This window comes from Hymenobacter sp. UYP22 (genome assembly GCF_040547285.1).
In the GTDB taxonomy this organism is placed as follows: Bacteria; Bacteroidota; Bacteroidia; order Cytophagales; family Hymenobacteraceae; genus Hymenobacter.
The window spans coordinates 150,441-163,148 of the sequence record NZ_JBEPPK010000005.1 but is presented as its reverse complement, the minus strand read 5'-3'; the positions used below and the strand labels follow the sequence as shown (position 1 = coordinate 163,148).

The following is a 12,708-nucleotide window of genomic DNA, read 5'->3' as shown; positions in this document are numbered from 1 at the left end:
ATCTCTACCGAACAACGAAGCAGTCGAGATGCTTCGGCAAGCCCAGCAGGACGGTCTTTTTGCTTGCTGTTCACACAGCCTAGCAGATTTCGGCAAGGGCGTTACTGTTTCTGAAGATACAGCAAAGTAGACTGGCCCGAAGGCCCGTACTTGTCGTTGATCAGGAAGTAGCCGTTCCGGTAGGCGGCCAGGCCCTCCCAGTTGTAGGTCATGTACTCGCGGGGCAGTTCAAACAGTGGCTTCCAGGTAATTTTATCACGCTTATAGCGCAGGCTAATCAGGCGGCAATAGTTTTGGTAGCGGCTGCCGCTCCGGATGAAGCGGGCATTTGGATCGGGGCTGGGGGTGCGGTATACGCTGTCTTCGTCGCCGTTATAGAAGTAATTGATAGCCGTAAACCGGTTTTTACCCTCGTACACTAGGTCGGTTATGCGGAAGGGCAGGCGCTGCACCGGCACGTACTGCGGAACATCATTCCGGACGGCCGCGGTAGGCAGCCGAAAGGCAATGTTGTCGTGGGTGAAGTAGTTGTACTCGAAGAGAAACAGCAGGCTCTGGTTGTAGCCGGTGGCCGCCTCAAAACCGGCGTTGTGAATGTGCGTGCCATCGGTAAGCGCCGGTTTCGCCAGCGGCACCAGGTAGTTGGTGTCCATGGTGATAGTGGCGCTTTCTTCGCTCAACACGCCTTTCACCACGTAGCAGTACGCCGATTGGGTGGCTGTTTCAATGGTGAAGTAGGCGTCGTTGCCAATCATGGTAAGGCCCTCCAGACCCTCGTACAGTTGGCAGGCGCTATCAATGCGGGTCTTTATCCGGTCGAGCCCCTGAATGCGGTATTTTTTGAAGGTAGCAGTGGTTGAGCGGCCAGCCAGCTGGTCGTCCAGACTGCCAAGGCTGATGCCATACATTTTCGCCTCAGCCCGGTCCTGCAAGCGGCTTTCGGAGAGGAGCAGCAGCTCCTTGCCGCGCAGGAATAACCCGGAAAACTGGTTGTTCTTATCCGCAATTTCTGGGGGCAGTGAGATGGTGCGAATAGTAAACGACGCTTTCTGGGCGCAGACCGGAAGCTGGGCTAGCAGTAGCGCAATAAGCAAGAGGTACTTCATCAGTTGCGAGGCAAATAGGCAGCATAAAGGTAAACCTTCCCCTAGGCCGATACGATTAGCCAAAGGTTCTTCTATTCCTTTCCAACCACTTGCCGCATCATTTACCCCAGTACAATCCGCTTCGGGCGCATCTCCTCCTCGTAGTCCTTAATGACCTGTCGCAGAATCTCCATGTCGCGGGGGCAGCAGCGGGCAAATTCTTCCCAGTTCGTCAGCGTCAGCACGGGCGGCATTTCCACAATGGCAATAATGGAGTCCCAGAAAGCGTCCCAACTGGGGCCGTACCATTCTTCAAAGCCCAGCTTTTCTTTAAACAGCTGATGAATGGCGGCTTTGCTGGTGATGCCGGTGAGGTCGAGGGTCATGAGGGTAAATGTAGCGCGAACTTTGTAGTTCGCGTCCCCGCGCCGTTGCAACGATTATCGTTCCGGGACGCGAACTACAAAATTCGCGCTACAACATGCTACCTGTAGCGTTTCTATTGCGCTGCTTCGGACCAGTATGTATAGGGCCACTGCTCCCAGCTTTCGACAAGACCTGCTTTTACCGGGTTGTTCACTACGTAGGTAAATATGCGGTGCATCTCCTCGCCGTTGCGTACAATGTGGTCGTAGGTTTCGCGCTGCCAGAACTGGCGGGTTCTACCCAACAATTTGTTGGCTTGCAAAGCTGTATAGCCTTTAAGGCGTTGTAGTGTTTCAGCTAATAGCGGGGCATTTTCCGGAAGGGAAACAACTGCATGCACATGGTTCGGCATGATGCAGTAGCAGATCAATTCATATGCCTTTCCGTGGAAATGATGTAACGAAGCCGCTACCAAGTTGGCTATAGCCGGTTCGCGGAGCCATGTAGGACCATGGGCTGCACCATCCAGCAGCTGGTCGAAGCAACCAAAATAGCGGCGTTGTTGGGCGTAGGTAAGCTCAGTACTATCGTTTTCTGTATTTCTAAACTGCACCCGCAGCCGAGCCAATACCACTTGAGGAAGAGAATCAGCCAGACGAAACGTCAGGAATATAGCCGAGCCAGGGGGTAGGCGGTGCGGCAGGTTCCGCTCGTAATACAGAAGGTCGCCCATCCGGCAAGAAAGTAGAATATCAGCGCACTTCAGCACTGTAGCGCGAACTTTGTAGTTCGCGTCCCGGAACGATAATCGTTGCAACGGCGCAGGGACGCGAACTACAAAGTTCGCGCTACAACGCAGGTTCAGGCGAGTGTCGAACCGTACGCCAAACGGACGCGAACTACAAAGTTCGCGCTACAGTGCTGCAATACTACTACGCCGCCGTATCCTCCACCTCATCCCCATCATCCACCAGCACCCGGGCCAGCTTCTCGATGTTGAGGCTGCGGGCGGAGGCGTCGAAGATTTCCCGGTAGGTGCCGCGCAGGTCGTAGAGGTGCTCGTGGGTGCCGCTTTCCACCATGCGGCCCTGCTTCATCACATAGATGACGTCGGAGTCGACAATCTGGGCTAGGGAGTGGGAGATGATGACCACGGTGCGGCCCTGCTTGATGGCGTCGAGCGAGTTTTTGATTTGCTCGGTGGCAATGGCATCCAGGGAGGCGGTGGGCTCATCGAGGAAGATGATGGGCGGGTTTTTCAGGAATAGCCGGGCAATGGCAATGCGCTGCTGTTGCCCGCCCGAAAGCTGCTGAGCGTCGCTCTGGTAGCCCTTGGGCAGCTCCATGATCTGCTCGTGCAAATAGGCCTGCTTGGCGGCCTGCCTGATTTGATCAAGCGTGGCGTCCATCACGCCGTAGCGGATATTTTCCTCAATGGTGCCCTTAAAAATGTGATTTTTCTGGAGCACCAGCCCAATTTGCTGGCGCAGGGCGTGGGTGTCGTAATCGGCCAGCGGCTGGCCATCCAGCAGCATGCGGCCGTGGTCGGGGGCGTAGAACTTGCAGAGCAGGTTGATGATGGTGCTTTTGCCGGCCCCGCTCAGACCCACCAGCGCGGTGGTTTTGCCGGCCTCAATGGTCAGGCACACGTCGTGCAGGGCCTGGGTGCCGCTGGGGTAGGTAAAATTCACGTTGCAGATATCGAAGGTACCCCGCAGGTGGTCGGGTTTCAGCGGGCCGGTAGGCTCCACGGCCTCGTGGGCGTCGAGGATATCGAAGAAACCCTCGGAGTAGGTGAGGGCATCGTTCATCTCATCATAGATGCGGTGCAGCTGCCGGATGGGGGCCGATACGTTGTTGAATAGCAAAATGTGGAACATGATGGCCCCAATGCTGATTTGCCTATCGAGCACCAGGTAGGCTGTCAGAATGATGATGAGCACCACCCCAATCTGCTCGGTGAAGGTTTTGAGGCCGTCGTAGAGAAAGTTGGTTTTGCGGGTTTCCAGCTGGGCTTCCTGCAGGTTTTGCTGCACCTGGGCCTGCTTCTGCTCCTCATAGTCCTCGCGCACAAAGCTCTTGATGACCACCGCCGAATCAATCAGATTTACGAGGCCCTGGCTTTTGGCCTCGCGCAGCCCGCGCAATGCCCGGCGGGTGCCGTTAAGCTTATCGGCTTGGCGGTAGCTGAGCCAGAAGTACACCGGCAGCACCGCCACGGCCACCAGCCCCACGTACACGTTGGCCATAAACATAATTACCAACGCCACAATGGAGTTGGCAAACAGCGGCAGAATGTCAATAAAGAAGTTCTGCACCAGCTTCATCAGGCTTTCCACGCCCCTATCAATGCGGGTCTGGAGCTTGCCGGTCTGGTTGCCGCTGTCGGAGTAAAAGCCTAGCTCGTAACTCAGCACCTTGTGCACGGCATCCTGGGACAGAGTGCTGGACACGCTGATGCGGATTTTCTCCCCGTAAAACTTCTGCCCGAACTGAATCAGCGTATTGACGATTTCCTTGCCCAGGAGCAGCCCGCTCACCAGCAGCAGCAGGTTGGCACCTTCCACCAGTCCCTGGTTGCGGTCCAGCATTCCCTGCACCGTATCCACGGTGTAGCGCAGCACAAACGGATTCACCTGCGCCGCCAGCGAACCGACCAGCGTGAGCAGCAGCGTGGCAATGACGAGCCCCCGGTAGGGCCGCACGTAGGGCAGCAGGCGCTTAATAATTTCCCAAAGGCTCATGCAGCAGCGGCTAAGTAAAACGTAGCCGGTTAGACGAGCGGGGCGGGGGTGGGGTTATGGATTATCCGGCAAACGAGTAAGCCAGTGAGGTGCTGCAATAGGTGCTCAACCTCTCTTGTAGTATAACTAGTGTACAGCCCGAGAGCACAGGCTTTAGCTCCTGCGCTCCGTTTTGCGCAGGAACTTGATCAGGGCCGGGAAGTAGTGTTCTGGGTCGTCCCACATGGCGTAGTGCGAGCCTGCGGGGCAGATGTATGCCCGAGAGTTGGGAATGTGCTTTTGCATGTAGGCAATGTCAACGGGCGGCACGAAATCGTGTCGGGCACCGATAACCAGCGTGGGCGGCTTGATGGCGGCCAGCCGGTCGGAGAAGTCCCAGGCCAGCATGAAGGGCATAAAGGATACCGCGTAGGTACGGGTAATGTGGGCCTGGCTGCGCGTGAACGTGGGGTGCTCCGGTTGGCGGCGCATCATGTGCAGACTGCGGAACTCCTTGGTGACGGCCGGCGTGATGTAGGGCGAGAGGCTCATCAGCCCCATTGTATCGAGGCCGGCAATAACTTTTCCTTCCTGGGCCGCTTGCCGCCGAATAACGGCCGCGTACTGGCTGAACCGGTGCTTATTGAACACGGTGGCCTTATAGCCGATATTGGAGGTGATGAGCCCCTTGATATGCTCGGGGTGTTTGGCAGCGTACTCCAGGGCCAGCATGCCGCCCCAGGAGTGGCCCAGCAGGTAAAACTGCTCCAGGCCCAAGCCTTGGCGCACCTGCTCCACCTCCTCCACGAAGCGGGAAATGGCCCACACGCTTTTATCGTCGGTTTTATCGGAGTGGTAGGAGTTGAGTTGGTCGTAGTAGTAGATTTCCACGCCCTCCTTGGCCAGATACTGGGGGAAATTCTCGAAGTATTCGTGGGTGTTGCCGGGGCCGCCGTGCAGCACCAACAGCTTTATTTTACCCGAGCCTACTTTCTGGGTCCATACCTTATACTTATTATCGATGGGTATCATCTTCACTCCCGGGGCTTGCAGCTTGGCCGCGTAGCTGCTGTCGGGGGCGGGCGTTTGGGCAGTGGCCACCCAGGGCAAGGTGCACAGCAGGGCGACTAACAGGGAGCGAAGCACCACGGAATAGCGGATAAAAGTGAATCACTGAATGAAGCCCAATATCCGCAAAGATTTTGCTTGTTCAACAGGGCGGCCCGGCCAGTAGTGCCTGGTGCGCTAAACTGCCGCAAAAGCCTCAATGGCATTGAGGACTTCGGTGGGGGCGCTAACGTGGGGGCAGTGGCCGGCTACCGGTAGCGTGAGGAGGGTGGCGCCCGTAATAGTCTGGCGCAGAAACTCGCCTACCTCCGGAGGGGCCACAAAATCCTGGGCGCACTGCACCAGTAGGCAAGGCGTCTGGAGCTGCTGCACGTCGGGGCGGTTGTCGGAGAGGAAGGTAACGCGGGCAAACTGCTTGGCAATAACTGGGTCGTTCTGGCAAAAGCTGTGGATCAACTCTGCAGAAAGTGAGGGCCGGTCGGGGTTGCCCATAATGAAAGGGGCGAAGGAATCGGCCCATCCCACGTAGTCTTTCTCCATGAAGGCCAGCATCTGCTCAATATCGGCCCGGTCGAAGCCGCCGTGGTAGCCGGGCTCGTTCACGTAGCAGGGTGAGGGACACAGCAGCACCAGCTGCCGGAAAAGCTCAGGCTCCTGAATGGCGGCCAGCATACCAATTGTCGCCCCCACTGAGTGGCCTATCAGAGTAACCTGCGTCAGGTCCAGGGAGTGGCAGATTTCCAGCACGTCCTGGGCGTACCCATTGAGGGAGTTGTATTTGGTGCATTCATAAGCCGCCACCTCGGAGAGGCCCAGGCCGACGTGGTCGAATAGAACAAGCTGGAAACGTTCGGAAAGGGCGGGGAGTAGGTAGCGCCAAATACTCTGGTCGCAGCCGAAGCCATTCACGAACAGCAGCGTGCGGCTTCCCTGGCCAGCCACATGCACATTGTTGCGCTTCAGCACATTCATGGGCGTACTAGTTATGTGAAAATAACATTGATTAATAGCAATATTTAATAAAATTACCAATCAGGTACAACACCTTATCAAAATAGGAACAAGCTGAACTGTACAGAAAATACACAAAGCAGGAATTTGGCTGTCATAGTACTAAAACGGGAAATATTTGGCCAATTTGTCAGTGCTCACTACAGGGCCAGTCCGCCCCATCATTAATAAAATGTTATGCCTAGAACGTCATGCAGAGCCGGAGGCGAAGCATCTCGCGTGCTGATGTTGCAAGGGTAATTCAGACGTCAGTCAGGCGAGCTGCTTCGGCCCTGGCTCAAGGCGCCACATGCTCTGCATGACCTTCTCTCTACGCGACCGTCCACACAGCCTAGTGCGGAGTCTGCAACGTCAGCGGGTTTTGTGGTTCTTTAGCGGTAGAAACCTCCACTCTACAACCAACCCCGAATGAACAAACTTCAACTCCTAGCGCTGGCCGGCGGCCTGGCCCTAACGGCTCCCGCCTTTGCCCAGCAAGGCACCAAAGCCGACCCGGCCATGCTGGCCAAAATCAAAGATGAGGGCATGAACCGCTCCAAAGTGATGGAAACGGCCTTCTACCTCACCGACGTGTGCGGTCCGCGCCTGGCCAACTCGGCCGGCCTGGCCCGCGCCAACGAGTGGACGCAGAAGCAGTTCACTACCTGGGGCCTGAGCAAAGCCACCATCGAGCCTTGGGGTACTTTCGGCCGGGGCTGGGATATTGAGAAGTCGTACGTAGCCATGACGGCCCCGTACTACCATACCCTCATCGGGGCCCCGAAAGCCTGGACGCCCAGCACCAACGGCCCCCTCAAAAAGCAGGTGATTGTGGTGAAAGCCACCACCGAGGCGGAGCTGGACAAGTACAAAGGCCAGCTGCGCGACAAAGTGGTGCTGCTGGACGTGGCCAACCCGCCCAAGCCCAGCTTCGAGGCAGACGCCCGGCGCTATACTGCCGAGGAGCTGCAAAAAATGGCCGACTTCAAGCCCGAGCCCCCCGCAGCCAAGCCTGATGAAGCGGAAATGGAGAAGCGCATGGCCCAGCGCCGCACCATGATGGCCCTGCGCACCAAGATGTCGGATATGATTCTGAGCGAAGGTGCGGCGGCTATTCTGAGCACCCGCGGCGGCTCCGATGGTACCTTCTTCACCAGCAACGGCGCGCCCTACGCCGCCGATGCCAAGCCCGTACTGCCCGAGCTGGAAATGGCCCCCGAAGACCAACTGCGCCTCATCCGCCTCGCCGAAGCCGGTATTCCGGTGGAAATTGAGCTGGAAACCCGCACCCGCTTCCAGAGCCAGGATCTGAAAGGCTACAACGTGGTAGCCGAAATTCCGGGCACCGACAAAAAGCTGAAAAGCGAAGTGGTAATGCTGGGTGCCCACATCGACTCCTGGCACGCCGCCACCGGCGCCACCGACAACGCCGCCGGCTGCGCCGTGATGATGGAAGCCGTGCGCATTCTGAAAGCCAGCGGCGTACAGCCCCGCCGCACCATTCGGGTAGCGCTGTGGGGGGAAGAGGAGCAGGGCCTGTTCGGTTCGCGCGGCTACGTGAAAAACCACTTCGCCGACCCTGCCACCATGAAGCTGCTGCCCGAGCACGAGAAACTAGCCGCCTACTTCAACCTCGATAACGGGGCTGGGAAAATCCGGGGTATTTACGCTCAGGGCAACGAGGCGGCCGCACCCATCTTCCGGGAGTGGCTCCAGCCCTTCGCCGACATGGGAGCTACCACCGTTACGCTGCGCAACACCGGCGGCACCGACCACCTCTCGTTCGATGCGGTGGGCCTGCCCGGCTTCCAGTTCATTCAAGACCCCCTGGATTACGGCACCCGCACCCACCACACCAACATGGATACCTACGAGCGTCTGCCCGCCGATGACATGAGGCAGGCTTCCGTAGTAGTAGCTTCCTTCGTATACCAGGCCGCCATGCGCGACGCCAAGCTGCCCCGCAAAACTTTGCCTACCGCCAAGCCCGAGCAGCGGATGTAGGGCAAAGGTGAAATTGTGAAGTGGTGAAATTGTGTGACCATTTTACAAACAAGCTGCAATTCAATCTATAGCAAAAGCCCCTGACGCCAGCGTGGACGTCAGGGGCTTTTTGCATTTCAGGGCTTTGCGCTTGAAGCAAGAAGAATTGCTTCTTCTTCGTCCTGGCAGTAGCAAAACTCACCATTTCACTACTTCACAAATTTACCTCTCTACTGCACCAGCAGCTTCTTCGTGACTTTGCCGGCGGCGTTAGTGGCCTGAATCAGGTAGAGGCCGCCAGGCAGGCTGCGGCTTACTTCCACCGAGTTGCCGAAGGCCGTGTGCTGCCACACCTGCCGGCCACTCACATCCAGCACCTGCACGGTGGTGGGCTGCGTGAGGTCGGCGTTGTGTAGCTGGATGCTGAGCGGAGCGCCGGCCACCTGCGGGTTGGGGTACACAGCCACATCGAAGGGGCCGGTTGCTGCTGCGGGTGACGCTGCGGCCGTGGCCGTAGAGCCGGCGGTCCGGGCGCTGCTGGCCCGGGAAATCCGAATCCAGTTGAGGTTCCAGCCGCCGGTTTGAGCGAATACGCCGAAGTTGTAAGTGCCCGCATTCACGTACACGGTTTTCGATACGGTCGTCCAGTTCTGCCAGCCGCCCGAGGCCGGAATGGCGGTGTTGCCCAGTTGCACGGCCCCGGCGTTCAAATCCGACGATAGGGTGCCGCCCGAGGGACTGGCCACGCGGTACTCAAGGAGGTAGTTGCCGGAAGTGGGGAAGTTGACGCTGTTGTAGGCCAGCCAGTCGCCGGCGTCCACGTAGGCCACGTTCTGGCCCCCGCCCGTGTCGGTGGTAGCTTCCACTTGCACGCCGTTCATGGCGCTGTAGCTTTCGGCCTGCAAGGTGGTAGCTGTGGAGGCCGTGGTTTTCTGGTACACCCGCACGTAATCCACCGACATAGTGGCGGGCAGCTTGCTCTCGTCCACCGTTTGGCCGGGCCAGTTGCCGGCCACGGCTAGGTTCAGCAGCAGGAAGAAAGGGCGCTGAAATTCCTCGGTGCCGCCCGCGTTGTTGCTGATGTTGATTTCGTGAAACTTGATGCCATCTACAAACCAGCGGATGTAGGTAGGCTCCCACTCCACGGCGTACACGTGGTAGGCATCGGGTGAGGTGATGGTGTTGCCACCATACTCGGCGTGGCCGTTGTTGTCCCAGTGTACGGTGCCGTACACTTTGTTCTCGGTGTTAACGTGTTCCATCACGTCAATTTCACCGCAGGCCGGCCAGCTCACCGTGTTAATGTTGCTGCCCAGCATCCAGAAAGCCGGCCACAGGCCCTGGCCCAGGGGCATCTTGATGCGCGCTTCTACCTTGCCGTACTTAAATTCCTTGGTACCCTGGGTTTTTAGGCGGGCCGAGGTGTAGGGCATACCGCCCACAGTTTGCTTGCGGGCGGTAATCTGCAGCTCGGTGCTGGTAACGGTGGCGTTGGCGCGCTGATAGTACTGCTTCTCGTTGTTGCCCCAGCCGCCGCCGCCGGTTTCAAATACCCAGCTGGAGCTGATGCTGCCGTTGAACTCATCGGCCCATACCTGCTGGTAGGTTTGAGCTTGGGCAGTGCGGGAGCCGAGCAGGCACAGAGCCGCTGCTCCCAGAAGGGAAGTAAACTGGTGTTTCATTTGGTTGTGTGGGAATTGGTGGAACGAAAGAGCAGGGAAAGCCGAGTAATATTCGGCTGGTTCAGGAGCTGGATTGGCTCCTGAAAGCATCCAAGTATGGCGGGCTTTTTCGGTAAATCCAAGCTGCTCAACGCCACCAAATCCTACCATCTGGGCAGGTTTATACACCTACCGCACAACGCCAATTCAAGGCCCGGGCTTATTATATACGGACTGCCACCTACCAAGCAGCAGCTACACCACACGTGAAAAAGCTGCTGCCCACCAAAAATACTTTGGTGGGCAGCAGCATTCAGTGGGTAGACGTGGTTTTACGGAGTTACCAATTGTCGTACCTCGGCCACCATGCGTTCAAGGGCGGCTATATCGGCTGGGGAGGGTAAATTGGAATACTCAATCTGCTGCCGGTCATAACGGCGCAAAAAGTCCCGGATTTCCTGTTGGCTCAGGTACTGCAGCGAAGATGCCTGTGGGTGCCAGCCTTGTTGAGCTTGCCACCAGCAGAAGTTGGCTTGCGTAATTTCATCTATGGCCGCTGCCGCATCCGTTGGGAAAGCCGGTTGCCGATGCACGTAAAGCATCCATGCATCTGGCAGCCGCACGGCATGATGTGCCACGTAGTGGAGCAGGCTCTCGGGCCAGTAGTATGTGCCATCAGTACAGCCGGTAATGGGTAGGTGCTGGTTGCAACCGAGCAGGCAGGTTTCCATTCCCATCCAATAGTGCAGGGCCCGGCCCTGTTTCAGATGTTCCAGGGCCAGATTCCGCTCTTCGGCTGACCAGGTTTCATCCACAAAACAAGCTGCGTCCGGGTACTGCGGCCTCAGCAAGCTGCGCCATTCTCCTAACCCAATCAACCCAGCCGCCACTACCCCAACTGCTTTTTAAACAGCTTCAGCGTGCGGCTCCAAGCCAGTTGAGCAGCTTCGGCGTTGTAGCGGGCAGGGGAGGAGTCGTTGTTGAAAGCGTGGTTGACGCCCTCATACACGTACTGCTCGTAGTGCACGCCAGCCGCTTTCAGGGCGGCTTCCCAGGCGTCTTTGCCAGCATTTACCCGCTCATCGAGGCCGGCGTAATGTAGCAGCAAGTGGGCTTTGATGTTGGCAGCATCCGCGGCGGGTGGCTAGGTGCCGTAGTAGGCCACGGCGGCGTTCAGCTGAGCATCGTGCACGGCAAGGCTGTTGGCCATGGCCCCGCCCCAGCAGAAGCCTACGCAGCCGGTTTTGCCATTGGAGTCGGGGCGCTGGCGCAGGTAGCGCAGGGCGGCCAGGTAGTTTTCCAGGTTCTGCTGCTTATCGAGCTTGCCAATGAGGGTGCGGCCCTCGTCCTCGTTGGCCGGCGTGCCCCCAAACACCGACAGCGCATCAACCCCCAACGCCAGGTAGCCGGCTTGGGCTACGCGCCGCGTCACGTCTTTGATGTGGAGCGTCAGGCCCCGGTTTTCGTGGATGACTACCACGGCCCCGCGCTTCTTCTTGCCCTTGGGATGCACCAGGTAGCCTTTCATCGTACCGCTGTTAGCCCCGGGCCAGGTCACTTCTTCGGTCACTAAGTCATCGGCCTGCTCGCTCACGGTAGCGGCCTGGGCGTAGCCGGGTTCCAGTACGGCCAGCGCCGCCGCTGCCAGGGCTGCCCCGCCCGCCAGTTGGTGCAGCCGGTCCAGAAAGTCGCGCCGGCTGAGGGGGGCGTGGGTGTACTCGTCGAAGAGGTTAATGATGCGCTGATCCATGTGGCGGGTGGGAGAAGTAGTGGTAGTCAGAGAAAGATAGACAAACCGGCCCGAAGCTGCACCGCTGTTCTGGCTTCATTCGCGCCCTGGTTTCCGGCACTCCCACGATTTTTCCGGCACTCGCGCGAAAGTGCCTGCATTCCGGCCGGCGGGGCCGCAGCTTTGGCGCATCAATCACCCGTAACAACTCTCTGCTCATGGATACGCACCAACTTGCCCGCGACGTAAAATTCCTCAAAGCCTACGCCCTGGGCGCTACGCTGGTCCCGATGGTGGCCCTGCTCTGCGCCTTCGGCAAGCCCGATAAACCCGTGCGGTTCAAGGAAATTTCGGTGGAGCGCCTCAACCTGGTGGAGACCGATGGTACCTTGAAAATGATGATGAGCAACAAGGCCCGGTTTCCGCAGGGCGTTACCATTGATGGCAAGCACATCAGCTACAAGCGGGAGCATCCGGGCATGCTGTTTTTCAACGATAAAGGTGAGGAGTGCGGCGGCCTGATCTTCGGCGGGGAGAAAGATAAAGACGGCAAACCCTCGGCTGGTGGGCACCTGTCGTTTGATCGGTTTGGGCAAGACCAGGTTATTGCCCTGAACTACCAGGAGCAGGGCGGCGGCTACAAAGCAGGCCTCACCTTCAGTGACGCGCCCGACGAATCGATGAGCGCACTGGAAGAGAAATACAAAGATGCCACGCCCGAGGAAAAGCAGAAAGCTGTGCAGGAGGGTAAGCTGGGCCTGATGCGCCGCCTATATGTAGGTACCACCGCCGGCCGATCCTCGGCCATGATTATGGCCGACCAGCGCGGCGCTACCCGCGTGATGTTGGTTGCTAACACCGACCAATCCACGCTCGATTTCAAGGACAGCCAGGGCCGCACCCGCCTCACTATTGGCGTTGATAAGAACAACCAGCCCGTGCTGCGCTTCCTGGATGAGAATGGCAAAGATGCCAAGCCGGCCGGGCAATAGGTAACTGGCTGGCAGCCCGCCCCCGGTTCCGTGCTGCCGCCGGTCCTCTGCTAGTATATCTTATCCTGCGCCAGCTCCGGATGAAAAACAACTTCCTTAGCTTGCCGCCGC

At 58.2% G+C, this 12,708-nt stretch carries 10 protein-coding genes and 1 pseudogene; 2 read left to right on the top strand and 9 right to left on the bottom strand.

Annotation, left to right across the window (positions count from 1 at the left end; translation table 11 throughout):
• Positions 1-101: 101 nt before the first annotated feature.
• From ABIB60_RS10950 to ABIB60_RS10925, 6 genes are all read right to left on the bottom strand, one after another.
• Positions 102-1,106: a hypothetical protein gene (locus ABIB60_RS10950; protein WP_354579837.1), complete on the bottom strand. Its 1,005-nt coding sequence runs from the start codon at positions 1,104-1,106 to the stop codon at positions 102-104.
• Positions 1,107-1,207: 101 nt separating this feature from the next.
• Positions 1,208-1,471 (bottom strand): barstar family protein, encoded by a 264-nt coding sequence (locus tag ABIB60_RS10945; protein ID WP_354579835.1) that lies wholly within the window; start codon positions 1,469-1,471, stop codon positions 1,208-1,210.
• Between the two features lie 113 nt (positions 1,472-1,584).
• On the bottom strand, positions 1,585-2,184 hold the full coding sequence (locus ABIB60_RS10940) for an REP-associated tyrosine transposase (protein WP_354579834.1): 600 nt from the start codon (positions 2,182-2,184) through the stop codon (positions 1,585-1,587).
• A gap of 199 nt (positions 2,185-2,383) precedes the next feature.
• Positions 2,384-4,195 (bottom strand): ABC transporter ATP-binding protein, encoded by a 1,812-nt coding sequence (locus tag ABIB60_RS10935; RefSeq protein ID WP_354579833.1) that lies wholly within the window; start codon positions 4,193-4,195, stop codon positions 2,384-2,386.
• A gap of 153 nt (positions 4,196-4,348) precedes the next feature.
• Positions 4,349-5,323, bottom strand: coding sequence for a proline iminopeptidase-family hydrolase (locus ABIB60_RS10930; protein WP_354579832.1), 975 nt, complete (start codon positions 5,321-5,323; stop codon positions 4,349-4,351).
• Between the two features lie 96 nt (positions 5,324-5,419).
• Entirely contained in the window at positions 5,420-6,214 is a 795-nt protein-coding gene (locus tag ABIB60_RS10925) for an alpha/beta fold hydrolase (protein WP_354579831.1), read from the bottom strand.
• 447 nt (positions 6,215-6,661) lie between these two features.
• Between ABIB60_RS10925 and ABIB60_RS10920 the strand changes: the two genes are divergently transcribed.
• Entirely contained in the window at positions 6,662-8,236 is a 1,575-nt protein-coding gene (locus ABIB60_RS10920; protein ID WP_354579829.1) for a M28 family metallopeptidase, read from the top strand.
• Positions 8,237-8,445: 209 nt separating this feature from the next.
• Here ABIB60_RS10920 and ABIB60_RS10915 read toward each other — a convergent pair whose 3' ends face one another.
• The 3 genes and pseudogenes from ABIB60_RS10915 to ABIB60_RS10905 form a co-directional block, all read right to left on the bottom strand.
• Positions 8,446-9,897, bottom strand: a complete 1,452-nt coding sequence (locus ABIB60_RS10915; protein WP_354579828.1) for a carbohydrate-binding protein — start codon at positions 9,895-9,897, stop codon at positions 8,446-8,448.
• 311 nt (positions 9,898-10,208) lie between these two features.
• Positions 10,209-10,691, bottom strand: a complete 483-nt coding sequence (locus ABIB60_RS10910) for a hypothetical protein (protein ID WP_354579827.1) — start codon at positions 10,689-10,691, stop codon at positions 10,209-10,211.
• Between the two features lie 74 nt (positions 10,692-10,765).
• A pseudogene (locus ABIB60_RS10905) lies at positions 10,766-11,626 on the bottom strand (dienelactone hydrolase family protein).
• Positions 11,627-11,823: 197 nt separating this feature from the next.
• Between ABIB60_RS10905 and ABIB60_RS10900 the strand changes: the two are divergent.
• A complete protein-coding gene (locus ABIB60_RS10900; RefSeq protein WP_354579826.1) occupies positions 11,824-12,597 on the top strand; it encodes a hypothetical protein in 774 nt (257 codons plus the stop codon).
• The last annotated feature ends 111 nt before the right edge of the window (positions 12,598-12,708 follow it).